Here is a 24,065-nt window from a genome sequence, read left to right as displayed (position 1 = left end):
ACTTGGCTTGGCGTACCGGTCTTAATCTCGTACGCCGACCTACCCTTGTAGGAGCGAGGCTTGCCCGCGAAGAGGCCATAAGTCCAACATCAATGTTGGCTGATACATTGCCTTCGCGGGCAAGCCTCGCTCCTACAGGAGGATGAGCATCAATCAGCAAAAAACAAAAAAGACCGTGACGACATGTCAGAACCGACCTTACTGAACAACGAAATCCGCGACTGGCTGATGGACTGCGGCCTGTTCGATCAACTGCTGCCGGTCGACTTTGCCGCCGCTTCCGGTTATTTCAGCATCAGCACCATCGCCCAGGGCGAAGAGATTTTCCACGAGGGCGATGCCGGCAGCTTCATGTGCATCATCCACACCGGCCAGGTGTCGGTGCAAAAGACCAACAGCGATGGGCAAACGGTGGTCATGGCCACCCTGCGCAGCGGTCGGGCGTTCGGCGAGATGGCCGTGCTCGATGGCGAGCGGCGTTCGGCCAGTTGCGTGGCGGCGAGTAATTGCCAGTTACTCAACCTGGGCAAGGACTCGCTGGAAAAGATGCTCAACGACGCGCCGAAGATCGCCGCCAAGATCATCCGCGCCCTCGCCGTCTCCCTGTCAAAACGACTGCGCATGGCTGATGGGCAACTGTTGTCCCAGCAGGTCTAACCGCCCGGCGATTTGATTTTCGTGCTGTTCGGCTCAAGGCCCGGCAACGGCTGGTCCTTGGTCGGCGGGCTGGGCATTTCGATCGGCACAAGGGGCGGGCCGCCACTGCCAACCCCGGTCCGGGGCACGCTGGTTGGGGTGATCTGCGGGTATGGCGTGGGCGTCGCGGTGCCGGGCGAACCGGACATCGGCGCCGGGCTGGTGGGGATGGTTTGCTGCTCCTGGGCCTGCACTGCAGTTATCGAGAGCGCGGCCAAGGCAATGACCGTTAGAATGGTGCGCTTCATCAATGGCTCCGTTGGCCTTGTTGTCTGCTTGCAGGCTACTCCCAACCGCGTCCGTTTGCCTTATGCCAATTTTTCCAAGAGCCCGCCATGAAACGTTTCGTACTGCTCGACACCGCCCCCATCCCTGAAAACGGCGGTGCCCTGTGCCTGTTCGAATACGGTGAGGATTTCGTCATCAAGATCCAGGGTGGCGACGGCGGGCAATTGATGAACACCCGCATGCACGGCTCCGAAGACGCCCTGGCCGAGATCCCGTGCCGTAAGGTCGCCGGCCGGCCGAACTCCCGCGTATTGATCGGCGGTTTGGGCATGGGCTTCACCCTCGCCTCCGCCCTCAAGCACCTGGGCAAGACCGCCGAAGTGGTGGTCGCCGAACTGGTGCCCGGCGTGGTCGAGTGGAATCGCGGGCCGCTCGGTGAAAAATCCGGTAACCCATTGCTCGACCCGCGCACCGTGATTCGCATGGAAGACGTGGCCAAAGTGCTGCAAGCCGAGCCCCAGGGTTTCGACGCGATCATGCTCGATGTCGACAATGGCCCCGAAGGCCTGACCCAGCGCGCCAACAGCTGGCTCTACTCGTCCGGCGGCCTCAGCGCCTGCGCCAAGGCCCTGCGGCCAAAAGGCGTGCTGGCGGTGTGGTCGGCCAGCGCTGACAAGCAGTTTTCCGACAAGTTGAAGAAGGCCGGTTTCAAGGCCGAAGAAGTCCAGGTCTTTGCCCACGGCAACAAAGGCACGCGCCACACGATCTGGATTGCCGAGAAGCTCAAGGGCTGAGCTAAACTCTGTTCATAACCGTCATTAGTCTTCTACAAAGGTGAACCCATGAGTTCGTCCACCCCGACCAATACCTCGAAGCTGGATCGCATCCTCGCCGACAACCAGCGCGACAAGGAAATGGGTTACCGCGACAAAGCCCTGAAGATGTACCCGCACGTGTGCGGCCGCTGCGCCCGTGAGTTCTCCGGCAAACGCCTGAGCGAACTGACCGTGCACCACCGCGACCACAACCACGACAACAACCCGCAAGACGGTTCGAACTGGGAACTGTTGTGCCTGTATTGCCACGACAACGAACACTCGCGTTATACGGATCAGCAGTACTTCGACGAAGGCTCGCTCAGCAGCCCGAAAATTGCCAAGGCCACCCACAACCCGTTCGCGGCGCTGGCCGGGCTGATGAAAAAAGAAGACTGACCGTTTCCACTATCCCGTGTGGGAGCGGGCTTGCTCGCGAAGAGACCGTGTCAGACAACATCAATGTCGACTGACCCACCGCCTTCGCGAGCAAGCCCGCTCCCACAGGGGGATTTGTGTTTCCAGCGGCAAATGCTTGCCGCTTCCGGCAAGCTTGCCGCGCCACCAACATGTCAAAACCGCTACAAACCCTTCATCTAACGCGCCCTCCCCCCGCTGGCACTGTTCTTGCGATGTATCAGCATCAATACACGCCAGGCAATGAATGCGATGAACGTCACTTCAACCTTCAACAGCCCCGCCATGGTGGCTTATCAGGCTGCAGCCCAGGCCAAGGCTAAAACCAGCGCCACCGAGCAGTCTGCCAAAGACGCCAAGAACGATGACGCGGTCAGCCTCTCGAAAAAATCCACCGACTACAGCGGTTCGATCGGCAACAACATGCCGTACTTTCCGGTGCGTGCGGGCATGAACGCGGATGCTTTGGTGCTAGGCGTCACGCAACCCGGCGCGGTGTCCAGTTCCAAGGACAAGTCCTTCGCGGAAGTAGCCGTGGATGCGCGCAAACGCATGGACGACAAATACGCGCAGATGAAGGCCGGCGAAAAGCCTTACAGCGGCAGCGTCGAAGACAAGAATGCGTTGATGGGCGATCTGGATCGTCGTTCGCTGAACGCCGTGGCCACCAATGAAGGCGGCAAGTTTTCCAGCGAAGAGCAGGAAGCCGCCAAGGCGTTGATGCAGCAACAGGCTCGGTTGGCCTCGGGTCATTACAGCGGCCCGGAAGATCAAAAGAAAAACTGGAAAGACCCGTTTGCCAACGACCCGATCGGTCGCGCCAAGGCTGCGCTGAATTTCCTCGACAACATGAGCCCCGAGGAAAAGACCAAGCCCGAATGGTTGTCCCAGCACCAGACGTTGCAGGACGCGCTGGCTCAGTACGACAAGGGTGACGTGGCCGCTGGCGGCAAGAAGAAAGACGGGCACTTCAACAATCTGGCGGAAATCCTCGCGGGTGTAGACACCAGTGGCTCGGGGAGCAAAGACCCGGAGGGCAACAAGATCACCAACGCGGCCAGCGCGATGATGGACAAGCTGAAAGCGATGCTGCCTGCAACCAAGTAATCCCCGATTGGATACATAACCTGTGGGAGCGAGCCTGCTCGCGAAGAGGGAGTGTCAGTCAACAAAGTTGTTGGCTGATCTGACGCCTTCGCGAGCAAGCCCGCTCCCACAGGGGATTGAGGTCGCCCATGAAAAAGCGCAGCGCGGTATAGCGCATTTCCTTTGTATCGCACATGAAACTTTCCTCAGCAAACCGCTAACCGTTTATTGGCAAAATCGCGACATCCGGAACTCTGAACAGGTAACCGACATGTCCCGAATCTTGACCATCGAAGACGATGCCGTGACCGCCAAGGAAATCGTCACCGAGCTGCAAAGCCACGGCTTTGAAGTGGACTGGGTGAGCAATGGCCGCGAAGGCCTGGTGAGCGCGGTCAGTGGCAATTACGACTTGATCACCCTCGATCGCATGCTCCCCGAGCTGGATGGCCTGGCGATTGTCACCACGCTGCGCGCGATTGGCGTGGCCACGCCAATCCTGATGATCAGCGCCCTCTCCGACGTCGATGAACGTGTGCGTGGCTTGCGGGCCGGTGGCGATGATTACCTGGCCAAGCCGTTCGCCACCGACGAGATGGCGGCGCGGGTCGAAGTGCTGCTGCGACGCAAAAGCCCGGCCAAGACCTTCGAAACCACCCTGCGCATCGCCGACCTGGAACTCGACCTGATCAGCCACGAGGCCAACCGTGCGAATCAGCCGCTGAGCCTGTTGCCCACCGAGTACAAATTGCTGGAATTCATGATGCGCAATCCAGGGCAGATTCTGTCGCGGATGATGATTTTCGAAGAGGTCTGGGGTTACCACTTCGACCCGGGCACCAACCTGATCGACGTGCACATTGGCCGGTTACGCAAGAAGATCGACCCGCCGGGTTTGCCGCCATTGATCCGCACGATGCGCGGGTCGGGCTATGTGATTGCTGACCCGCTGTAGGAACACCACAACCCCTGTAGCAGCTGGCGAAGCCTGCGTTCGGCTGCGAAGCAGTCGTAAATACGGATAACACGGGTTAACTGACACACCGCGCCGTCTGATTTTGCGACTGCTTCGCAGCCGAACGCAGGCTTCGCCAGCTGCTACAAGGGTTTCGTCGCCAACAATGCTAGCCGGGCATGCACTGGAAATCGTCAGTCTGCGCCACCTGCTTACCGTGCGAATCCTCAAGCCGCGCGCTCACAGCCTGGCCCAGGCTCGACTCCACCAACTGATAATGCTCGCCCGCCTTGAACTGCGTGTAATGGACCTTGCCTTGGCAGTCTTCCTGATTCGAATCACCACTCGGGATTTCGAACAGCGTCACCGCCAGGTCATGCGCACCGGGCGTCACTTCAAAGAAGCGCCCGTCATCGATGCGACGGCCATCCACCCGTTCGGCCAGCATGTCATTCGGCGACTCTTCCTGAAGCCCGATCCAAGCCAACCCCAGATCAGGTTTGGGCATCGGGCCGGCGCAGGCGGACAGCAGACAAACCACGCTCAGGCCAGGAATCAACAGCAGCTGTTTAAGTGTCATTGGAATGTCCTTCCTAAAATCTTGAAAACACCAAAGTCCCCTGTGGGAGCGGGCTTGCTCGCGAAAGCGGTGGGTCAGTCAACATTGATAGCGACTGACACACCCTCTTCGCGAGCAAGCCCGCTCCCACAGTGTTTGTTTTTGCATCCAGCTCAGGAGCACCGAAAGCCCCTGCTCTGTGCCACCTGATTACCGTGGGAATCCATCAGGCTGACACCCGCCTTCAACCCCTCGCTCGACGCATTGACCTGGTAGTGCTCGCCAGCCTTGAACTCGCTGTAGCTCAGGTGCCCGGTGCAACTGAGGTCCAGCGAATTGCCGTCCGCGCCGCTGATCAATGTCATGTCCAGGCGATGCGCCCCCGGCTTGACCTCGAAATAACGCCCGTCATTCACCTGCTGCCCATCGATCCGCTGCGCCAGCAAATCAGCACTTCCCGGTTGCTCCAGACCAATAAAGGCTTCGCTCGGATCAGCCTTGGGCATCGGTCCCGCGCACGCCGACAACAGACACACCAGGCCCAGGCCCGGCAGCATTAACAGGGGTTTGAATGTCATGAAAAAACACCTCGCAAAATGGACGCCGATACCGCCGCCAGGTGTGGCGGTGGGCACTCGGCTTGAGGTGAAGAGTGGCGGGCTAGAGCGCTGCGAACAAATGAATCCCCATGAAAGGATTTTCAGCAAATGCTTAAAAATTTCTTCATCCCCGTGAAGGCAAATCTTTAAGTAACAACCGCAAGACTGCCCGGCAATTGCACTTCAAGACCTCGGAGGTTTACGGCATGCTCGGGCTGGTAAAGACTGCACTGCTCAAGCCCTACACGTTTATCGTGCTGGCGATTTTCATCTGCATCATCGGGCCCATGGCGGCCCTGCGCACACCCACCGATGTGTTTCCCGACATCGGCATTCCAGTGATTGCAGTGGTCTGGCAATACAACGGCCTGGCGCCGCAGGACATGGCCGGGCGGGTGATTTACACCTACGAGCGCTCCCTGAGCACCACGGTCAACGACATCGAACACATCGAGTCGCAATCCCTGCCGGGCATGGGCATCGTGAAGATTTTCTTCCAGCCCGGCGTGGATATCCGCACCGCCAACGCCCAGGTCACGGCGGTGTCGCAGACCGTGCTCAAACAAATGCCGCCGGGCATCACGCCGCCGCTGATTCTCAACTACAGCGCCTCGACCGTGCCGATTTTGCAGATGGCGTTCTCCAGCCCGACGCTGTCGGAAGCGAAGATCCGCGACCTGGTGCAGAACAACATCCGCCTGCCACTGACCTCGGTGCCGGGCCTGGCGATCCCGACGCCGATGGGCGGCAAACAACGGCAAATCACCCTCGACCTCGACCCGCAGGCGCTGGCCGCCAAAGGCCTCTCGGCGCAGGACGTCGGCAACGCGCTGGCGGCGCAGAACCAGATCATCCCGGTGGGCACCGCCAAGCTCGGGCCCAACGAATACACGGTACTGCTGAACAACAGCCCGAAAGCCATCGACGAACTCAACGACCTGCCGATCAAGACCGTCGACGGCGCGTTGATCACCATCGGCCAAGTGGCCCATGTGCGCGACGGCTCGCCGCCGCAGACCAATATCGTGCGGGTCGACGGCCGTCGCGCGGTGCTGATGCCAGCACTGAAGAACGGCAATATTTCCACGCTGTCGATCATCGACGGCATTCGCCAGATGCTGCCGCGCATCAATGAAACAGTGCCGCCGTCGCTCAAGACTTCGCTGCTGGGCGACGCCTCGGTGTTCGTCAAACAGTCGGTGGGCAGCGTGGCCAAGGAAGGCATCATCGCCGCGTTGCTGACCAGCGCGATGATCCTGCTGTTTCTCGGCAGTTGGCGTTCTACGCTGATCATCGCTGCGTCGATTCCGCTCGCGGTGCTGTCGGCCATCGCCCTGCTCGCCGCCAGCGGCCAAACCCTCAACGTGATGACCCTCGGCGGGCTGGCGTTGGCGGTGGGGATTCTGGTGGACGACGCCACGGTGACCATCGAGAACATCAACTGGCACCTGGAACAGGGCAAAGTTGTGAAGACCGCGATCCTCGACGGCGCGAAGCAGATCGTCGGCCCGGCCTTCGTTTCGCTGCTGTGCATCTGCATCGTGTTCGTGCCGATGTTCCTGCTCCAAGGCATCGCCGGTTATCTGTTCCGGCCGATGGCGCTGGCGGTGATTTTCGCCATGGCCAGTTCCTTCATTCTGTCGCGCACGTTGGTGCCGACCCTGGCGATGTTTTTGCTCAAACCGCACAGACCGGAACAAGGTCCGGGGCATCACCCGGAAGATGAATTCATCAACCATCACGAGGGCGAGCAGCACCGCAAAACCCATCATCCATTACTGCAACGGGTGCTGAATTTCCAGCAGGGTTTCGAGCGGCATTTCTCCAACCTGCGGGACACCTATTTCGGTTTGCTGGAGCTGGCGCTGGAGTATCGCAAGCGTTTCCTTCTCGGGTTCCTCGCCTGTGTGCTCGCCTCATTTGCGCTGCTGCCAAGTCTGGGCGAGGATTTCTTCCCCGCCACCGACGCCGGCGCACTGTCGCTGCATGTGCGCTTGCCGCTGGGTACGCGGATCGAAGAAAGCGCGGCGGCGTTCGACCGGATTGAAGCGCGGATTCGCGAGATCATCCCGGCGGAGCAACTGGACACCATCGTCGACAACATCGGCATCCCGCTGAGCGGCATCGACATGGCCTACAGCAACAGCGGCACCATCGGTCCGCAGGACGGTGATATTCAGGTCAGCCTCAAGGCCGATCACAGCCCCACCGCCGATTACGTGAAGCGTCTGCGTGAAGCCTTGCCGGAAAGTTTTCCCGGTAGCCACTTTGCGTTTCTGCCGGCGGACATCAGCAGCCAGATCCTCAACTTCGGCGCACCGGCACCGCTGGACGTGAAAATCTCCGGCCCCAACGACGAGACCAACCGCGCCTACGCCGTGGAACTGGAGCGACGCCTGCAACATGTAGCCGGGGTCGCTGACCTGCGCATCCAGCAGTCCACCGGTTATCCGTCGTTGCAGGTCAACGTTGATCGACTGCGCGCCAATGGCCTGGGCATCACCGAGCGCGATGTGACCAACAGCATGGTCGCGTCGCTGGCCGGCAGCTCGCAGACCGCGCCGACCTTCTGGCTCAACCCGGCCAACGGCGTGTCCTACGGCGTGGTCGCGGCAACGCCGCAATATCGCCTCGACAGCCTGCCGTCGCTGGAGGCCTTGCCGGTGACCGGCAGTGACGGGCAATCGCAAATCCTCGGTGGTTTGGCGAGCATTTCCCGGGTGCAGAGCCCGGCAGTGGTCAGTCACTACAACATCATGCCAACCCTCGACCTGTACGCGAATGTGCAGGGCCGCGACCTCGGCGGCGTGGCCAGGGACATCCAGAAAGTGCTGGATGACACGGCCTCGATGCGACCCAAAGGCGCGGTGATCAGCCTGCACGGGCAGATCGATGCGCTGCACGAAGCGTTCAGCGGTTTGAGCTTCGGCCTGCTCGGCGCGGTGGTGCTGATCTACTTGCTGATCGTGGTCAACTTCCAGTCGTGGGTTGATCCGTTCGTGATCATCACCGCCCTGCCCGCCGCGCTGGCCGGGATTGTCTGGATGCTGTTTCTCAGCGGCACCTCGCTGTCGGTGCCGGCCCTGACTGGGGCGATCCTGTGCATGGGCGTGGCCACGGCCAACTCGATTCTGGTGGTGAGTTTCTGCCGTGAACGCCTGGCCGAACACGGCGATGCGCTCAAGGCTGCGCTCGAAGGCGGCTACACGCGCTTTCGCCCGGTGTGCATGACCGCCCTGGCGATGATCATCGGCATGCTGCCGCTGGCCCTGTCCGAAGAACAGAACGCGCCGTTGGGCCGTGCTGTGATCGGCGGCCTGATCCTCGCCACCACCGCCACTTTGCTGTTCGTCCCGGTGGTGTTCAGCCTGGTTCACGGACGCCAATCATCTCGTACTGTTGTTGGAGAAAGCTCTCATGTCGCCTGATCAAAAACCGTCGCGCAAACGCCTGATGTGGGTGGGGGTCGGCGGCCTGACCCTGGCCGCGTTGCTGGTGGCCAACGGTCTGGCCGCCCGCACCCGCCACGAGAAAGCCGTGGCGGCCTGGACCGAAACCGCCGCCATGCCGCTGGTCAGCGTGTTCCAGCCGCAACAGAACGTGCACGGCGACAGCCTGCGCTTGCCGGCGCATCTGGAGGCTTGGAGCAAGGCGCCGATTCATGCGCGGGTCAGCGGCTATCTGAAGGACTGGAAAACCGACATCGGCAGCCAGGTGAAGGCCGGGCAAATTCTGGCCGAGATCGACAGCCCGGACCTTGATCAACAAGTCGCGCAGACCCACGCACGACTGATCCAGGAACAGGCCAACGCGCGCCTGGCCGAGACCACGGCGAGCCGCTGGCAAAACCTGTTGGCGACGCATTCTGTGTCGCGTCAGGAGGCCGATGAAAAACGCTCCAACGCTGCTGCCGCCAAGGCCAACGCGGATGCGGCCGCCGCTGATTACGCGCGGCTCTCGGCGCTTGAGGACTACAAGACCATTCGCGCGCCGTTCGCCGGGACCATCACGGCGCGCAACACCGATATCGGCCAGTTGATCAAGGCTGATAACGATAGCGATCCGGAGCTGTTCGACATCGCCGACACCCACCAACTGCGCCTGTACGTGCCGGTGCCGCAGAACTACGCCAGTGTGATTCGCCCTGGCATGCAGGCTGAATTGATTGTGCCGGAACATCCCGGCGAGCATTTCAGTGCGCGGTTGATTGGCGACTCTACAGCAGTTGACCGACGCTCCGGCACCTTGCTCGCGCAGTTCGTCGCGGACAACCCGGACGGCGCGTTGTTGCCCGGCGACTATGCCGAGGCAACCTTGCAGATTCCAGCGGACACCCATGGCGTGAGCATTCCGGCGAGTTCGCTGATCTTCCGCGCTCAGGGCACGCAAGTGGCGGTGCTTGATCCGGATAACCACGTGCATTTGCGTGACATTCATATCGGCCTGGATCTGGGTGAGCGACTGGTGATCGATCAGGGTTTGAAGCCTGCGGATCGGGTCGTCGATAACCCGCCGGATGCCCTGCGTGAAGGCGATACGGTGCAACTGGCCGACGCTGGAGGTGTGCATGCGCCCAAGGCTTGAGCTGCTGATCATGGCGCTGGCGTTACAAGGGTGTTCAATGGCGCCGGCGTACAAGGCGCCGGTTATCGACTTGCCGGCGCAGTATCGCGAGCAGACCAGCGATGGTCCGTGGCACCTGGCCAAAACTCAGGAGTCGAGCCCGGAATGGTGGCAGATTTATCAGGATTCGCGCCTGAACGACCTGCAACAGCAACTGCTCAAGGCCAATCCGGACCTGGCGGCAGCCCTCGCGCACTTTGATGCGGCGCAGGCGTATGCCGGCCAGTTGCATGCCGGGTTGTTCCCGCAAATCACCGCCAGCGCCCAACCGCTGCGCCAGCGTCAGTCGGACGGCAAACCGTTGCGCGGCAGTAATCAGCCGTCGGTGTACAACAGCGACACTGCCGGGTTTGCGCTGAGTTTCGACTTCGATTTGTGGGGGCGAATTCGCAATCAAGTCGCGGCAGGCGATGCCCAGGCTCAGGCTTCGGCGGACGACTTGGCCGCCGCTCGATTGAGCCTGCAACAGCAACTCGCAACGCTGTACATCCAGCTGAATGGGTTGGATGCGCAGAACAAAATCCTCACCAGTTCCCTCGATGATTACACCCAGGCGCTGCAACTGACCCGCGACCGCTATGAAGGCGCCATCGCTTCGGAACTGGACCTGACCCGCGCGCAAAGCCAATTGGCCGAAGCCCGGGCGCAACTCGACGATGTGCGCGCGCAACGGGATCTGGCCGAACATGCGATGGGGGAACTGGTGGGTGAGCCGGCGAGTGTTTTCCGGCTCCAGGCCAGCGATCAGCCATTGGCGTTGCCCTCAGTCCCCGGCGCACTGCCCAGCACGTTGCTGCAACGCCGCCCGGACATCGCCGCCGCCGAACGTCGGGTGTTCGCCGCCAACGCCAACATCGGCGTGGCTCGCGCGGCGTGGTATCCGGATTTCAGCCTGACCGGCCTGCTCGGCGGGCAGACCGCCGGCAGCGGCAATCTATTGGCCGCCGGCAATCGCTATTGGGCGCTGGGGCCGTTGGTCAACCTGCCGATTTTTGATGGCGGTCGCCTCGACGCCAACGAACGCCAGGCCAAGGCCGAATTCGAAGAAGCCGCCGCGCATTACCGTAGCCAGGTGCTGCGAGCGGTGCGGGAGGTTGAAGACAACCTCGGGCAACTGCGTGATCTGCAACAGGAGGCGGAGGATGAGCAGGCGGCGGTCGAAGCGGCGCAACGGACCCAGACGCTGGCGATGAACAGCTATGAGGCCGGGGCGGTGAATTATCTGGATGTGGTGACGGCGCAGACCTCGGCGCTACAGGCGCAGCGGCGGTTGCAGAGTTTGCAGACGCGGCAGTTGCAGGCGAGTGTCGGGTTGGTGGTGGCGTTGGGTGGGGGTTGGAGCAGCGGCGAAGATTGATGTTGGCTGTACCGGCCCTATCGCGAGCAAGCTCGCTCCCACAGGGTTCTGCGCCGAACGCCATATTTGTGCACACCCGAGATCTCCTGTGGGAGCGGGCTTGCTCGCGAAGAGGCCGTGCCAGTCGACATCGTTGTTGAATGACCCACCGCTTTCGCGAGCAAGCCCGCTCCCACAGTTGATCGCGTTTCCCTGTGGGAGCGAGCTTGCTCGCGATGACGGCCGCACTGGCACCATCAATCTACAAACTGACCACCCTGCGGCAATCCCCGTATAATCGCCCTCTTTTTCCCGAAGGCACCCCGCTCGTGGCAGACAAACGGTACAGCTGCATTGGTTTGTATAACCCCAAATCACCGGAGAACGTCGGTTCGGTGATGCGCGCCGCTGGCTGTTATGGCGTGGCGTCGGTGTTCTACACCGGCAAGCGCTATGATCGCGCCGCCGACTTCGTCACCGACACCAAACGTGTGCACTACGACATCCCGCTGATCGGCATCGACGACCTGAAAAAGATCCTGCCCCTGGGCTGCGTACCGGTGGCCGTGGAACTGGTGGAAGGCGCCCGTTCTCTGCCGGAATACACCCACCCGGATCGCGCCCTCTATATCTTCGGCCCGGAAGACGGCTCGCTGGATAAAGAGATCCGCGACTGGTGCGAAGACGTGGTCTACATCCCGACCACCGGTTGCATGAACCTGGCCGCCACGGTCAACGTCGTGCTCTACGACCGCATGGCCAAAGGGCTGAACACCCGCTCCGGTCCGAAATTCCGCTGAATCGCCGCACATCCGATGGAACAAGCGGCCCGCTTCGGCAGTCAGCTTTACTATCCTTCCCTGCCTGGAGATAGATCATGAGCGAACTCAAACGCGTAGAACGCATCGAATCCACCCCGTTCCAGACTCGCCACGAACAGAACGTCGAGGGCTGGGAGCGCATTGGTTCCTTGGCCGGCGGCGTGGTGATGATGGGCAAAGGCCTGCGTCGCGGCGGCGTGTTCGGTTTGATTCAAGTGGCGATCGGCGGCGTGGCCCTGGCCCGTGGCATTACCGGGCACAGCTCGGTGAAAAGCCTGCTGGAGAAAAGCCGTCAGGACATGAACAACGTGCGAGCGAAGATTCAACGGGCGGGTGATGAGTTGAACCAGTTGAAGGCGGCTGCAGAAGCGGCCACCAAGACAGCGACCGTTACCGGGAATGATTCGTTGAAATCGCCTAAAGCTTAAGATCAAAAGATCGCAGCCTGCGGCAGCTCCTACAGGTGTACGCAAAACCCTGTGTAGGAGCTGCCGCAGGCTGCGATCTTTTGATTTTTACTGCAACAACTCGGTATCGAGGACTTTGGAGGGCTCGCCAATCACGCTTTCGGCGAGCTGGACAAACTCCTTGGTATCCACGCTTTCCAGATGCATCGCTCCGCGCTGAACATCATCCAGCGACCGCTTGTTGCGGGTCTTGATGCGAATTTCCTGATCCAGTTCCTGTAGCAACAACACTGCCCGGGCAATCTGCGCCGGGTTGACCTGCGAGCCGCGCAGGGTCGTCACTTTCTGGCTGTCCTTGGCCAGTTTCTTCTGCAAACTCTCATAGCGCTCATCGCTCATGCCGCCGGCACGCCGCACCAGTTCGATGGCGTAGTACTCGGCCAGGCCTTCGCTGATCCATTCGCTATGTTGTTTGTCGTTGACCCGGCCGAACACCTGGGCCAGTTCGCGCACCAGCACACTGGTGCCGCTTTCGCTGACCAGTGGCAAACGGCTGTTGAGGTAGATCGATTCCCGCGCCGCCAGGCTGCCGCGCCACATCGGGTCGTTGGCGCCGACGATCAGCAGTTTGCTCGGATGGCGTGGGAACACAGCTTGGGCTTGCGGCCAGACAAAGGTCAGCAGCGTCAGCACGTCCATGCGATGCATGCCCTGCCCCACTGGCGAGGCGACGGTGACTTCGGTTTCGCCCAACCGTGTGCGGCGGCTGCCGAGGTGGCCGGCAAGCATCCAGCCAGTGGGCCGGTCGAACAGGCGCGAGACGTTGTTGATGCGGAACGTGTTCTTGCCGATACGCGGCCAGGCGGTCTCGACGCTTTTCCAGCCGCTGGGCAATTCGAATTCCAGGCGCGATACCAGTTCGATGCCGTCCTGCTGATCGAGTTTGGCCGCCGGCACCAGGTCGTCGCCGCGCATCAGTGCCCAGTTTGGCGTCATGCGCGTGTCGAAACTGCCGTTCTTGCGCCCGTGGCTGATGCGTACGCGGTAAGTCAGGCTGGCCTTGTCGGCGGCCGGGTGCCAGACACCCCGGGCGGTTTTGCCCGGTGTGAGCTGCCATTGGCCGTCGGCCTTGAAATCGCTGTAGTGGCTGCCGTCGCCCAGGTCAAAGTCGAGGCTGCGCACCGCCGAGCCTTGGGCCAGCGTCAGTCGCACTTCGGCCTGATCGCTTTGCGGCAACAGGCGCACGTGGTAATCCAGATCGACCTTCTTCGCCGCCCACACCGACGAACTCAGGGCCAACGCCCCGACGGCCAATGCCAGCCGCAATCCCCCAGCCATACACACTCCTTGTGGCAATAATCACTGCCTATTTATTGGGTGAGTGCTTCGCACTCAAGCGGGAGCAAGCTCCCTCGCCACAAAAGCCCACCCCACAAAAGCGGTGGACCTTTAGCCCGCCCGGAAAATCAGGTGATCTTCCCAATCGTCTTCCGGCACGCTGCCTTCGGCGAGCATGCGCCCGGACTGGGAAATGCGTTCGTGGTGCACCGCATCGCGATCACCGCACACCAAGTGATGCCAGAGTGGCAGGTCCTTGCCCTCGCTGACCAGCCGATAACCGCAGGTCGGCGGCAGCCACTGGAACTCTTCGGCCTTGCCCGGGGTGAGCTGGATGCAGTCCGGGACGAAGTCGCGACGGTTCGGGTAATCGGTGCACTGGCAGGTGTCCAGGTCCAGCAGTTTGCAGGCGATGCGCGTGTAGTAGACGCTGTTGTCTTCTTCATCTTCGAGCTTTTGCAGGCAGCACAGGCCACAGCCGTCGCACAGCGATTCCCATTCCTGCGGATCGAGTTGATCGAGGGTTTTGCGTTTCCAGAACGGTTCGACTGTAGCGGCCATGGCTCAAGCATCAACATCAGGTGGTGAAAAGGCCGCCAGTCTAGTGCCCAAGGCCTTGCGGGCCAAGCGCTGGCGACTGCCGGTAAGAACTTCACTTGTCAGTTTTGGCGCCACGAAGTAGCTTTGCCAGTCGCAACGAGCCAAACCTGAAGGCCATTAACGCGCAACCGCGTTGCATTCCGGTGAACTGCCACGGCTCGAAAAACCTCATCGCTCAGCTCAACTGTGGCCGCTGGTTTTTATTTCGACTCCCTGACCCAAACGTAGTAAGGAACCTCTGCATGAGTGCCAATCCACGCGTTGCCGAATATGCCATTCACCCACAGTTCACTGATCGCTGGTCGCCACGGGCCTTCACCGGCGAAGCCATTCCGGAAGAAACCCTGCTGAGCTTCTTCGAAGCCGCGCGCTGGGCGCCGTCCGCCTACAACTCGCAGCCTTGGCGCTTTCTCTACGCGCGCCGCGACACGCCGAACTGGGAGCGTTTCCTGGGTCTGCTGAATGAGTTCAACCGCGGCTGGGCGCAACACGCCTCGGCGCTGGTGATCGTGATCTCGAAAACCACCTTCACCGCGCCCGGCGCCACCGAAGAAACTCCGGCGCTGTGGCACACCTTCGACACCGGCTCGGCCTGGGGCCACCTGGCGCTGCAAGCCAGCATCAGCGGCTGGCACACCCACGGCATGGCCGGTTTCGACCAGGACCTGACCCGCAAGGAGCTGAACATTCCTGAAGGTTATGCGCTGCACGCGGCGGTTGCCGTGGGCAAACTGGGCGACAAGGCAACCCTGGCGGAATACCTGCAAGCCCGCGAAGAACCAAGCCCGCGCCGTCCTCTGAGCGAACTCGCAGCTGAAGGCGACTTCACCCTCTAAACCACACCGCAAAACCCAATGTGGGAGCGGGCTTGCTCGCGAAGGGGTCGTCACATTCAACATCTCTGTTGGCTGGTAGACCGCTTTCGCGAGCAGGCTCGCTCCCACAGTTGATCTCGGGTGTTCACGAATTCTGAGTTTCACAGTGGATACCAATGTGGGAGCGAGCCTGCTCGCGAAGGGGCCGTCACATTCAACATCTCTGTTGGCTGACAGACCGCTTTCGCGAGCAGGCTCGCTCCCACATTTTGGTTTCGGTGTGTTCAGTAACCGCGGTTGAAGTCCACTTCGCCGCGCAACGCTTCGCCTGCCTGGTAGGCCCGCAGGTTTTCGACGAACAGGTCCACCATCATCGTTGGCGATGTCGGGGCCGAGCTGTGGCCGGTCAGGAGCAAGCCCCAGGCAGTCCAGAATGGATGCCGTTGCGGCAGCGGTTCCTGGCGGCAGACGTCGATCACTGCGCCTGCCAGGTGCCCTTCTTTCAAGGCTTCCACCAGGTCCGCATCGACCACTGCCACGCCGCGCCCGACGTTGATGAACACGCCGGTCGGCTTGAATTGCTTGAACAGCGCCGCGTCGTACAGATCGTGGGTGTTAGGCGTGTTCGGCAGCAGGTTGATCACGTAATCCACTTCACCGACCAGTCGCGGCAAGTCGGCCAGCGCGGCCACTTCAACAAACGGTGCCTGCTCGCGGGCTTCGCTGGCGATGCCGTACAACTCGACGCCAAACGGCACGAGGAAATTCGCCACGGTCTGGCCGATGTCGCCAGTGCCGACGATCAGCACTTTGCGTCCCGCCAGGCTTTGGCCCTGACGACTATCCCACTTGCGCTCGACCTGGCTGACCAACCGCGCCAGCACCTCGCGTTCGTGGCCGAGCATGTAGGTCAAAACGTATTCAGCCATGACCTGACCGAAAATCCCCACCGCCCGGGTCAGGCGATAGTGACGTGGCAAGCCGTCGGCGAGCAGCGGCGTGATGCCGGCCCAGGTCGATTGCAGCCATTGTGGCTGGTGGCCCTGACGCAGCAGGTTGGCCAGCAGGTCCGGCTGGCCGAGCCAGATCGGGCAATCGGCGGCCTGGCGCGCCAGTTCGGCGGAGTCGCCGCTGGTCAACACTTCCAGCTCGGGCGCTGCCTGACGCAGCAGTTGGGCGTACACAGGGTGGTCGTGTTCAGCAATCAGAACGCGCATGGCTCAAACCTTTCAAAACAGTGCAGACGACCGCGGACGGAGTATCGCTCCATCGCCGCGGCCATCATAAAAATCATTCCAGTCTTTCACACAGGTTCTGAACAGAACCTGTCTGCCGATCACATCGGGTCGTTGCGACGCAGCAATTCTTCGGGCAAGTGCTCGATGTACTCGTCCTCGGCCGGCGGCATTTGCAAGTGATAACCCTGTTTCTCAAGGTTTGCCAAGACCACGGTGATGTCCTCGCGCGACAGTTTGCGCTCGGGGCTCAGCACCAGGTCAAAGGCGTGATGCGGCTTACCGAACGCCGCCATCAGCGATTCCGGGACGCGCTCCAGTGCATCGCTTTTGAGCACATAGAGGTACATCTCGTTTTTCTTCAGGCTGCGGTAAATGGAGCAAATACGTTTCAAGGCTGTTCTCCGGCGGTGGCCAGGCTGTCGAGCAGCGCCTGGCCCATCAATTCGCGGCGCCAGCCACGCAGCGAATCAGGCAATTGGTAAGGACCGTTGGGGTAGCCGCTCTTGAGCAGCGCTTCCAGGGTTTTCTTGCGCAGCATCAGTTCTGGCGCGATGTTCAGGCGTTCGGCTTCGGCCTGGCCGATGGCCCGCAGTTGCTTGACCAGCACCGCGGCGTCCACGGGCAATGGCTCCGGGACAGCGGGCGGCCATTGATCCGGCGACACATTGGCCGAGCGCTTGATCAGGTCCAGCAGGAATTCGCCGTCCTGGCGCACGGTACGCGGGTGCATGTCTTCGATTTTCGCCAGCGCACCGAGGTTGTCCGGTTGCGTGCGGGCCAGCGGCCACAACGAATGCTCACGCACGATGCGGTTACGCGGCAGATCCCGGGCGCGGGCTTCGTGTTCACGCCAGGCGCAGAGCTCACGCAAGACCGCGAGTTGGGCACGGGACAACTTCCAGGCGAGTTTGGCTTCGCGGTAGACCTCGTACGGATCGACCTCGCGGCGCAGGTTTGCCACCAGTTCGGCGCCGTCCTCCAGCACCCAGTTGTATTTGTCTTCGGACAGCTTCGGTTGCAGGCGTACGTACACTTCCGCCAGGTGCAGGGCGTCTTCGGCGGCGTAGCTGATCTGGGTATCGGACAGCGGACGTTGCAGCCAGTCGGAACGGGTCTCGCCCTTGGGCAGGTCGATGCCGAGCACTTCCTGGACCAGTCGCGAGTAACCCATGGAGAAACCCAGGTTCAGGTAAGCGGCGGCCAGTTGTGTGTCGAACAGCGGCGCCGGCAGGCTGCCGGTCAGGCGCAACAGGACTTCGAGGTCTTCGCTGCACGCGTGGACGACTTTGACCACGGCCGGGTTTTCCAGCAACGCGGCCAATGGCTGCCAATTGTCGATGGTCAGCGGATCAATCAGGTAAGCGCGTACGCCATCGCCGATCTGCAGCAGGCCTGCGATCGGGTAAAAGGTGTCGACCCGCATGAATTCGGTGTCGAGGGCAACGAACGGCAGCTGCTGCCACTCGGCGCAAAACTGACCGAGGCTATCGTTGTCGCGAATCCAGTGAATATCGATGGCCACACGGCTCTCCCTTGAAGAATGGCGCGCAGTATATATCGCCCCCGGCGATTTCCGCGCATCCACTGAACAAGAGCTTTAGCGAAAAGACCTGCTTAAAGGCAAGAAATGTCTGACGAAGGGAGGTTAACCGGCCTTACGCAACACGTAGACCCGCATCCGCGCGCATCCGGGAAAGAAGTCCTGATGACTGAGCAGGCTGAAACCCGCCTGCCTGAACTCGGCTTCCAGCAACAGCTTGCCCGGCAGCGGCAGGGGCTCGAAGCCCTTGGCGGCGGATGGCCGACGTCCGAAGCGGCTTTGCAGGCGCACCGCGACAATCACCGTGTCACGGCTGACGCGGTGGAATTCCCCGAGCATGGCCAACCGGTGGTCGGGGCTGGCGATATGTTGAAACAATTGCATGCAAATCATGCAATCCACTGAGTTCGCCGACAAATCGAGAGTGAACGCCGAGCTCTGAAAGGTCTTGATCCGCTTGAGCAACTGCTGCGAGTGATGAGTGCGGGCGTGATCGAGCATGTCCTGGGACGGATCCGACGCAAGGATCACCCGGTTGCCGTGCTCCGCCAGCACCGGCCAGAAACGCCCGGCGCCACAGGCCACATCCAGCAGCAACCCCGGCTCACCAGCGACCTTGAGGGCGTTGCGCACCAGTTGCTCGGCGCGCCAGAACGCCAGGCGTCCGGCCAGGCCACGGGGTTGCGGCTGCAGGCAGACGCGGGCGTGTTCCTGATCGTAGCGCCGGGCGAACTCAAGTTCGATGGCGGATGGGGGCAGCGATGACATGTGCATGGGCTCTTGTTGGAAGATCTACCGCGCGCAGGTTAGCGGCCGGTCCGTGAAAAATAAGTCGAAGCCCTCATTTTTTTGCCAGCACGCCGTCGATGATCGGCGCGCGGCAGCCGGCGAACATATCGAGATCCGGGTTGTAGACCTTGCTGTCGACCTCCAGCAGACCAAGCATCGAATGGAACAGGTTGTCCTGGCTCAGGGGTTTTTCGCGGCTCAATTGCAGGCAATGGGTGTCCACTGCGAACGACTTTTGATAGCTGTCGGAGAACCACGCCAGCATGGCCACATGTTTCTGTTGTTCCGGCGCCATCATGTAAGGCGTGCCGTGCAGGAACAGGTTGTACTCGCCCAGGGATTCCCCGTGGTCGGACAGGTAGAGCATCGCGGTATCGACTTTGTCCTGGTTGCTGCGCAGCAGATCAATCAGGGTCGACAGCACGTGGTCGGTGTACACCAGCGTGTTGTCATAGCCGTTGACGATACTGTCGCGGCTGCAATTGTTCAGCGCATTACTTTCACAAACCGGGGTGAAGTGTTCGTACTCTTTGGGATAACGCTTGAAGTATTCCGGGCCATGGCTGCCCATCTGGTGCAGGACCAGCACGGTGTCTTTATCCAGGGTGTCGATAAAGTGCTGCAAACCTTGCAGGAGAATTTCATCGCGGCACTCGCTGCTGGAGCACAACAGCGGATCCTTCAAGTTGCTGACATCATCGATGGTGACCCGATCGCAGGTGCCTTTGCAGCCTGACTGGTTATCGCGCCAGATCACGTCCAGGCCGGCACGCTTGAGCACATCCAGCAGGCCTTCTTCGTTCTTCGCCTTGCTCGCGTTGTAATCCTTGCGCCCCATGTTGGAGAACATGCACGGCACCGACACCGCCGTTTCCGTGCCGCAGGAATGCACGTCAGTGAAGGCGATCAGCCCGGCTTCTTTACTGAGTTTGGGCGTGGTGTCGCGCTCATAACCGAGGACCCCGAAGTTCTCGGCCCGGGCACTTTCACCGACCACCAGCACCGTCAGGGATTTGCGCCCGTGGGTCTGCCAGCTCAGGTCTTTGCGGGCGTCTTCGCCGATCTTGACGAAGGGCTGTTGCGCCGAGGCGACTTGCTCGCGCAGATAACCGATCGAGGCGCCGATGTAGTTGCTCGGCACCACCATCAAATGCAACTCATGGTGATTGCGAAACAACGACGACAGGCCCTGATAGTTCACCAGCGCTACACCACCGATGACGGCCACGGAAGCGACACTCACCAATACTTTACTTAATAGGTCACGGTGCCAGGCGCGATAACTGATCGGTGTTTTCCACAATAACCACGTTGGCAAAACACCCAGTACAACAATATAAGCCAGCAACTTTATCGACAATAAGTCACGCACTTCCGTGGCATTGGTTTCGGCAAAGTTACGGAACATGCCGGCGTCGATCAGCACGCCATATTGGCTCATGAAGTAAGCCACGCCGGCACTGACCATGAAGATCAACGTCAGCAGCGGCTTGAGCACGGGCCGGAAGGCCAGCAGGGTCAGGACAACGTTGAAGGCGCCGAGCACCATCACGCCAAACGCCACGCGCATGGCAATGCCCTGAGCGTTGGTGGCGGTGATGTCGAACAGGTGCTGCCAGAGCACCAGATTGAATCCGGCCAATAAAAAGGCGCTGGCAATCAGTGTCACCCACTCGGGGCGCACGGCTTTTAATTTCAACATGCGGATGGACTGTTCCTGAAAAGAAGTGCCGCCGGCAAATGTGAAAATTTCATTTTCCGCGACAGCACAAACTTTAAGCAGCCAACCATCAATTTTTCGTGAAAAAGAAGCCAACGATTAGTTGGCTCCCGATAGAGACGTGAAACTTTTAATGTATTTGAGAAACTGTCAGGCCTGGTTCAGGTACCAGCGCCAATCCTGCTCCCCGACCTCGCCCATGAACTGCCGATATTCGGCACGTTTCACCGCCAGGTACACGCCGAGGAACTCACCGCCGAACGCTTCCCGCGCCCAACCCGAACCTTCCAGCGCGCGCAGTGTGGTCAGCCAGTCGGTGGGCAGCAGTTCGGTGGCCTGCGCGTAACCGTTGCCTTCTACCAGCGCACCGGGGTCGAGTTGCTCGCGAATGCCACGGTGAATGCCGGCCAGGATCGCCGCCGCTGCCAGGTACGGATTGGCGTCGGCCCCGCAGATGCGGTGCTCGATGTGCCGGGAGAACGCCGGCCCGCCGGGAACCCGCAGGCTTACGGTGCGGTTGTCCACGCCCCAAGTGGCGGCCAGCGGCGCGTAGCTGTTGGTCTGGAAACGCCGATAGGAGTTGGCGTTCGGGCAGAACAACAGCAGCGAATCGAGCAAGGTGCTGAGCATGCCGCCCACCGCGTGCCGAAGCAGCGGCGTGCCGTCCGGCGCTTCGCTGGCGAACAGGTTGTTGCCGTCCTTATCCGCCAGACTGACGTGCATGTGCATCCCGGTGCCGGCCAGGTCATCGAAAGGCTTGGCCATGAAACACGCCGCCATGCCGTGCTTGTGCGCCACGCCTTTGACCAGGCGTTTGTAGCGCACGGCTTCGTCCATCGCCTGCAAGGCATCGGTGCGGTGTTCGAGGGTGATTTCCACCTGTCCCGGCGCGTATTCGGAAATCGCCGTGCGCGCCGGAATGCCCTGGAGTTTGCAGGCGCTGTAGAGGTCGGCGAGGAACGGTTCGATCTGCTCCAGTTCGCGCAAACCGTAGACTTGCGTGGCCCGTGGCCGTCCGCCATCGACGTCCCGGGCCGGTTGTGGCCGACCGTTGCTGTCGCGTTGTTGATCCAGCAAGTAGAACTCCAGCTCAGCCGCCATCACCGGGTAATAACCGTCGGCCTGCAAGCCTTCGATGACCTTCGCCAGCAGGTGACGCGGGTCGGCAATGGTCGCCGGCAGGCCTTCCTTGGGGTGCATGCTGACCTGCACCGCCGCCGTGGGAATCAAGCGCCACGGCATGCGTTGCAAACTGCCGCTGACGGGATAGGCGCGGCAATCGATATCGCCGACGTCCCACACCAGCCCGGAATTTTCCACGTCATCGCCATTGATCGTCAGGCCGAGAATAGTGCTCGGCAAGGGCCGGCCGCTTTCATACACCGCCAGCAGTTCATCGCGATGCAGCAACTTGCCCCGGGGCACGCCGTTGTTGTCGAGGATGAACAACTCGAACATCTCGATATCCGGGTTCTGTTCCAGAAAGGTCAGGGCTTCTTGCTTGGTCGCGAAGGAGGTCGTGGCACAACTCATGGGAATTCTCGTTTTTCCGTGTCAGGCAAACGCGCAGGCGTTGCCGGTATGATCCCGACGCATGGCGCGGGACCTGTAGGAACAATCAACGGGAAACGCAGGAATCAGGCGGGCGCGCGTGACGGCAATGCCACAGCGCCCAAAAGGCCAGTTCGGAGGGAAGTGCGGAGAGGGTTGGCGCGGTGGCAGGCAGGAATCGACGACCGAGGCTGGATGCTTGGTGGTGGAGTGCGACTGGCCAACCGTCCATAGAAGAAACCGCAAAAAACAGATGAGCAGCAGCGTCACATGGGTGGATGGGGGGTTAAATCGGGAATTGAAGAACTTTGGTTGCAGACTGACTAAACATTCACCCGGCCGACTGCAAGGTGACTTGCAGCAGCTGGCGAAGCCTGCGTTCGGCTGCGAAGCAGTCGTGAAATCAGACGACGCGGTGTTTCCTGAAGACCGTGTGTTCAGGTGGGACGACTGCTTCGCAGCCGAACGCAGCCTCGTACCTCGGCAGCTGCTACAGATCGCGTTCCGGATTAAAGCCGCGGTTCATGGCAGTTTATTTAATTTCTAGATACCGCCCCAGACTTTCTGATTTGCCGCTGCCCGGCCCCTCACGCCTAATCAAGACCTTGTTCTTGAAGGCTTGCTTATGGAAAACGTTCGCGCAACTACCCGCCCTGCCCTCTGGCTGATCGCCAGTATTATTCTCGTCGCATTGAACCTGCGACCGTCCATGGCCGCCGTCGGCCCCTTGCTGTCGGCGATTCGCGGGGATATCCCGCTGAGTTTCAGTACCGCTTCGCTGCTGACCATGCTGCCCGTCATGGCCATGGGTCTGGCGATGTTCCTGGGCATGCGCGTCGCACAGCGCTTCGGTGAACACCGCACCATCGTCCTGTCGCTGGTGATCATCGGCGTGGCCACGGTCTCGCGGCTGTACCTGGACAGCACCCTTGAACTGATCCTCAGCGCGGTACTCGCCGGGGTCGGGATCGCGCTCATTCAGGCGGTAATGCCGGCGCTGATCAAGTCGCGCTTCAGCGACAACGTCTCGCTGTTCATGGGTTTGTATGTCACCTCGATCATGGGCGGCGCGGCTATCGCCGCTTCGTTCTCGCCGTTCGTGCTGGCGCAGACCGGCAGCTGGCGCATGGGCCTGGCAATCTGGGCCTTGCTCGCGTTGCTGGCCCTGGGTTTCTGGTTCGCTCAACGCTCGGCCATCCCGCAACTACCCGCCGCACCGCAAGGTCGCCAGGAGTCGTTTGTCGGTAACTCGCGGGCCTGGTTGCTGGCGATTTTCTTTGGTTTGGGCACGGCCTCGTACACCTGCGTGCTGGCCTGGCTTGCGCCGTATTACGTGGAAAAAGGCTGGAGCGAACAGAACGCCGGTTTGCTGCTCGGGTTTCTGACCGCCATGGAAGTGATCTCAGGTCTGGTGACCCCGGCGATAGCCAATCGCAGCCAGGACAAACGCCTGGTGCTGGCGGTGCTGCTGGCGTTGATCATGGCCGGTTTCTGCGGCCTGATCCTCAGCCCGGAGCGCTTCAGCCTGCTGTGGCCGTGCTTGCTGGGCTTGGGCATTGGCGGTCTGTTCCCGATGAGCCTGATCGTGTCCCTTGATCACCTGGATAACCCGCGCCGTGCGGGCGGGCTGACCGCTTTCGTGCAGGGCATCGGCTACCTGATCGCCGGGCTCTCGCCGCTGATTGCCGGGATGATCCGCGACCAGTTGGGCAGCTTCGAATGGGCCTGGTGGTCGCTCACCGCAGTGATGGCGGTGATGATTGTGATGGTGCTGCGCTTCAACCCGAAACGTTACGCGCAACACATCCAATAAGCCTCGACGGTCCTTTCAAGGCCTGCCTCCTGGCTGATCAGCCATTTCCTTGAAAGGGCCTCTGCAAGTAATTGCAGTCATGTATTTAAAAACTCGCCCGTGCCCGCAGGCCGGCCTAC

Annotated in this window: 23 protein-coding genes; 12 read left to right on the top strand and 11 right to left on the bottom strand. The window is 61.0% G+C overall.

The window, feature by feature from the left end:
- The first annotated feature begins 183 nt into the window (after positions 1 to 183).
- A complete protein-coding gene (locus LOY68_RS07585) occupies positions 184 to 657 on the top strand; it encodes a cyclic nucleotide-binding domain-containing protein (RefSeq protein ID WP_054049022.1) in 474 nt (157 codons plus the stop codon).
- Here the strand turns inward: LOY68_RS07585 and LOY68_RS07580 are convergent.
- The gene (locus LOY68_RS07580; protein ID WP_265043923.1) at positions 654 to 944 is read right to left on the bottom strand and encodes a hypothetical protein; all 291 of its coding nucleotides are present in this window, start codon (positions 942 to 944) and stop codon (positions 654 to 656) included. The two genes, LOY68_RS07585 and LOY68_RS07580, sit on opposite strands and share 4 nt — an antisense overlap.
- Before the next feature lie 87 nt (positions 945 to 1,031).
- On the opposite strand from LOY68_RS07580, the gene LOY68_RS07575 reads away from it, so the two are divergent.
- The 4 genes from LOY68_RS07575 to LOY68_RS07560 all read left to right on the top strand — a co-directional run bounded on the left by LOY68_RS07575 (position 1,032) and on the right by LOY68_RS07560 (position 4,197).
- Complete coding sequence (locus LOY68_RS07575) at positions 1,032 to 1,718, top strand: spermidine synthase (RefSeq protein WP_163908963.1); 687 nt, start codon at positions 1,032 to 1,034, stop codon at positions 1,716 to 1,718.
- Positions 1,719 to 1,766: 48 nt separating this feature from the next.
- Positions 1,767 to 2,138, top strand: a complete 372-nt coding sequence (locus tag LOY68_RS07570; RefSeq protein WP_008153129.1) for a YajD family HNH nuclease — start codon at positions 1,767 to 1,769, stop codon at positions 2,136 to 2,138.
- 270 nt (positions 2,139 to 2,408) lie between these two features.
- Entirely contained in the window at positions 2,409 to 3,263 is an 855-nt protein-coding gene (locus LOY68_RS07565) for a hypothetical protein (RefSeq protein WP_265043918.1), read from the top strand.
- Positions 3,264 to 3,513: 250 nt separating this feature from the next.
- Positions 3,514 to 4,197 carry a response regulator transcription factor gene (locus LOY68_RS07560; protein ID WP_054049014.1) on the top strand — a complete coding sequence of 228 codons (684 nt, stop codon included), beginning with the start codon at positions 3,514 to 3,516 and terminating at the stop codon, positions 4,195 to 4,197.
- 169 nt (positions 4,198 to 4,366) lie between these two features.
- Here the strand turns inward: LOY68_RS07560 and LOY68_RS07555 are convergent, their stop codons facing one another.
- Complete coding sequence (locus LOY68_RS07555) at positions 4,367 to 4,777, bottom strand: hypothetical protein (RefSeq protein ID WP_265043916.1); 411 nt, start codon at positions 4,775 to 4,777, stop codon at positions 4,367 to 4,369.
- Positions 4,778 to 4,929: 152 nt separating this feature from the next.
- Positions 4,930 to 5,334, bottom strand: a complete 405-nt coding sequence (locus tag LOY68_RS07550; RefSeq protein WP_054055142.1) for a hypothetical protein — start codon at positions 5,332 to 5,334, stop codon at positions 4,930 to 4,932.
- A 227-nt stretch (positions 5,335 to 5,561) separates the two neighbouring features.
- Between LOY68_RS07550 and LOY68_RS07545 the strand changes: the two genes are divergently transcribed.
- The 5 genes from LOY68_RS07545 to LOY68_RS07525 all read left to right on the top strand — a co-directional run bounded on the left by LOY68_RS07545 (position 5,562) and on the right by LOY68_RS07525 (position 12,563).
- Positions 5,562 to 8,783 carry an efflux RND transporter permease subunit gene (locus tag LOY68_RS07545; protein ID WP_265043914.1) on the top strand — a complete coding sequence of 1,074 codons (3,222 nt, stop codon included), beginning with the start codon at positions 5,562 to 5,564 and terminating at the stop codon, positions 8,781 to 8,783.
- On the top strand, positions 8,773 to 9,939 hold the full coding sequence (locus tag LOY68_RS07540; RefSeq protein ID WP_265043912.1) for an efflux RND transporter periplasmic adaptor subunit: 1,167 nt from the start codon (positions 8,773 to 8,775) through the stop codon (positions 9,937 to 9,939). Before LOY68_RS07545 ends, LOY68_RS07540 begins: the two co-directional genes overlap by 11 nt.
- The gene (locus tag LOY68_RS07535; RefSeq protein WP_265043910.1) at positions 9,923 to 11,335 is read left to right on the top strand and encodes an efflux transporter outer membrane subunit; all 1,413 of its coding nucleotides are present in this window, start codon (positions 9,923 to 9,925) and stop codon (positions 11,333 to 11,335) included. Before LOY68_RS07540 ends, LOY68_RS07535 begins: the two co-directional genes overlap by 17 nt.
- A 308-nt stretch (positions 11,336 to 11,643) precedes the next feature.
- Complete coding sequence (locus LOY68_RS07530) at positions 11,644 to 12,114, top strand: RNA methyltransferase (RefSeq protein ID WP_054055178.1); 471 nt, start codon at positions 11,644 to 11,646, stop codon at positions 12,112 to 12,114.
- Positions 12,115 to 12,191: 77 nt separating this feature from the next.
- Complete coding sequence (locus LOY68_RS07525) at positions 12,192 to 12,563, top strand: DUF2892 domain-containing protein (RefSeq protein WP_265043908.1); 372 nt, start codon at positions 12,192 to 12,194, stop codon at positions 12,561 to 12,563.
- An 87-nt stretch (positions 12,564 to 12,650) separates the two neighbouring features.
- On the opposite strand, the gene LOY68_RS07520 is transcribed toward LOY68_RS07525, so the two are convergent.
- Both LOY68_RS07520 and LOY68_RS07515 read right to left on the bottom strand, forming a co-directional pair.
- Entirely contained in the window at positions 12,651 to 13,880 is a 1,230-nt protein-coding gene (locus tag LOY68_RS07520) for a hypothetical protein (protein ID WP_163908955.1), read from the bottom strand.
- Positions 13,881 to 13,991: 111 nt separating this feature from the next.
- The gene (locus LOY68_RS07515; protein WP_265043906.1) at positions 13,992 to 14,441 is read right to left on the bottom strand and encodes a YcgN family cysteine cluster protein; all 450 of its coding nucleotides are present in this window, start codon (positions 14,439 to 14,441) and stop codon (positions 13,992 to 13,994) included.
- A gap of 281 nt (positions 14,442 to 14,722) precedes the next feature.
- Between LOY68_RS07515 and LOY68_RS07510 the strand changes: the two genes are divergently transcribed.
- Entirely contained in the window at positions 14,723 to 15,316 is a 594-nt protein-coding gene (locus LOY68_RS07510; RefSeq protein ID WP_265043904.1) for a nitroreductase family protein, read from the top strand.
- Positions 15,317 to 15,579: 263 nt separating this feature from the next.
- On the opposite strand, the gene LOY68_RS07505 is transcribed toward LOY68_RS07510, so the two are convergent.
- The 6 genes from LOY68_RS07505 to LOY68_RS07480 form a co-directional block, all read right to left on the bottom strand.
- Positions 15,580 to 16,512 carry a D-2-hydroxyacid dehydrogenase gene (locus LOY68_RS07505; RefSeq protein ID WP_054615844.1) on the bottom strand — a complete coding sequence of 311 codons (933 nt, stop codon included), beginning with the start codon at positions 16,510 to 16,512 and terminating at the stop codon, positions 15,580 to 15,582.
- A gap of 119 nt (positions 16,513 to 16,631) precedes the next feature.
- Positions 16,632 to 16,925: a YcgL domain-containing protein gene (locus LOY68_RS07500; protein WP_054055162.1), complete on the bottom strand. Its 294-nt coding sequence runs from the start codon at positions 16,923 to 16,925 to the stop codon at positions 16,632 to 16,634.
- Entirely contained in the window at positions 16,922 to 18,055 is a 1,134-nt protein-coding gene (rnd, locus tag LOY68_RS07495) for a ribonuclease D (RefSeq protein WP_163908953.1), read from the bottom strand. Before rnd ends, LOY68_RS07500 begins: the two co-directional genes overlap by 4 nt.
- A 123-nt stretch (positions 18,056 to 18,178) precedes the next feature.
- Positions 18,179 to 18,841, bottom strand: coding sequence for a class I SAM-dependent methyltransferase (locus tag LOY68_RS07490; protein ID WP_265043901.1), 663 nt, complete (start codon positions 18,839 to 18,841; stop codon positions 18,179 to 18,181).
- Between the two features lie 73 nt (positions 18,842 to 18,914).
- The gene (locus LOY68_RS07485; RefSeq protein ID WP_265043899.1) at positions 18,915 to 20,564 is read right to left on the bottom strand and encodes a phosphoethanolamine transferase; all 1,650 of its coding nucleotides are present in this window, start codon (positions 20,562 to 20,564) and stop codon (positions 18,915 to 18,917) included.
- Between the two features lie 168 nt (positions 20,565 to 20,732).
- Positions 20,733 to 22,115, bottom strand: a complete 1,383-nt coding sequence (locus tag LOY68_RS07480) for a glutamine synthetase family protein (protein ID WP_265043897.1) — start codon at positions 22,113 to 22,115, stop codon at positions 20,733 to 20,735.
- Between the two features lie 643 nt (positions 22,116 to 22,758).
- On the opposite strand from LOY68_RS07480, the gene LOY68_RS07475 reads away from it, so the two are divergent.
- Positions 22,759 to 23,946, top strand: coding sequence for a cyanate transporter (locus tag LOY68_RS07475; protein WP_054615848.1), 1,188 nt, complete (start codon positions 22,759 to 22,761; stop codon positions 23,944 to 23,946).
- Positions 23,947 to 24,065: the final 119 nt, after the last annotated feature.

The sequence above is a fragment of the Pseudomonas sp. B21-053 genome (assembly GCF_026016365.1).
In the GTDB taxonomy this organism is placed as follows: Bacteria; Pseudomonadota; Gammaproteobacteria; order Pseudomonadales; family Pseudomonadaceae; genus Aquipseudomonas; species Aquipseudomonas nunensis.
This window is presented reverse-complemented; position numbering and strand designations above follow the sequence as displayed.

Bases quoted from the DNA above. Each gene is read 5' to 3' on its own strand.
- LOY68_RS07585 (WP_054049022.1), top strand. From the start codon at position 184: ATGTCAGAACCGACCTTACTGAACAACGAAATCCGCGACTGGCTGATG.
- LOY68_RS07580 (WP_265043923.1), bottom strand. From the start codon at position 944: ATGAAGCGCACCATTCTAACGGTCATTGCCTTGGCCGCGCTCTCGATA.
- LOY68_RS07575 (WP_163908963.1), top strand. From the start codon at position 1,032: ATGAAACGTTTCGTACTGCTCGACACCGCCCCCATCCCTGAAAACGGC.
- LOY68_RS07570 (WP_008153129.1), top strand. From the start codon at position 1,767: ATGAGTTCGTCCACCCCGACCAATACCTCGAAGCTGGATCGCATCCTC.
- LOY68_RS07565 (WP_265043918.1), top strand. From the start codon at position 2,409: ATGAACGTCACTTCAACCTTCAACAGCCCCGCCATGGTGGCTTATCAG.
- LOY68_RS07560 (WP_054049014.1), top strand. From the start codon at position 3,514: ATGTCCCGAATCTTGACCATCGAAGACGATGCCGTGACCGCCAAGGAA.
- LOY68_RS07555 (WP_265043916.1), bottom strand. From the start codon at position 4,777: ATGACACTTAAACAGCTGCTGTTGATTCCTGGCCTGAGCGTGGTTTGT.
- LOY68_RS07550 (WP_054055142.1), bottom strand. From the start codon at position 5,334: ATGACATTCAAACCCCTGTTAATGCTGCCGGGCCTGGGCCTGGTGTGT.
- LOY68_RS07545 (WP_265043914.1), top strand. From the start codon at position 5,562: ATGCTCGGGCTGGTAAAGACTGCACTGCTCAAGCCCTACACGTTTATC.
- LOY68_RS07540 (WP_265043912.1), top strand. From the start codon at position 8,773: ATGTCGCCTGATCAAAAACCGTCGCGCAAACGCCTGATGTGGGTGGGG.
- LOY68_RS07535 (WP_265043910.1), top strand. From the start codon at position 9,923: ATGCGCCCAAGGCTTGAGCTGCTGATCATGGCGCTGGCGTTACAAGGG.
- LOY68_RS07525 (WP_265043908.1), top strand. From the start codon at position 12,192: ATGAGCGAACTCAAACGCGTAGAACGCATCGAATCCACCCCGTTCCAG.
- LOY68_RS07520 (WP_163908955.1), bottom strand. From the start codon at position 13,880: ATGGCTGGGGGATTGCGGCTGGCATTGGCCGTCGGGGCGTTGGCCCTG.
- LOY68_RS07515 (WP_265043906.1), bottom strand. From the start codon at position 14,441: ATGGCCGCTACAGTCGAACCGTTCTGGAAACGCAAAACCCTCGATCAA.
- LOY68_RS07510 (WP_265043904.1), top strand. From the start codon at position 14,723: ATGAGTGCCAATCCACGCGTTGCCGAATATGCCATTCACCCACAGTTC.
- LOY68_RS07505 (WP_054615844.1), bottom strand. From the start codon at position 16,512: ATGCGCGTTCTGATTGCTGAACACGACCACCCTGTGTACGCCCAACTG.
- LOY68_RS07490 (WP_265043901.1), bottom strand. From the start codon at position 18,841: ATGTCATCGCTGCCCCCATCCGCCATCGAACTTGAGTTCGCCCGGCGC.
- LOY68_RS07485 (WP_265043899.1), bottom strand. From the start codon at position 20,564: ATGTTGAAATTAAAAGCCGTGCGCCCCGAGTGGGTGACACTGATTGCC.
- LOY68_RS07480 (WP_265043897.1), bottom strand. From the start codon at position 22,115: ATGAGTTGTGCCACGACCTCCTTCGCGACCAAGCAAGAAGCCCTGACC.
- LOY68_RS07475 (WP_054615848.1), top strand. From the start codon at position 22,759: ATGGAAAACGTTCGCGCAACTACCCGCCCTGCCCTCTGGCTGATCGCC.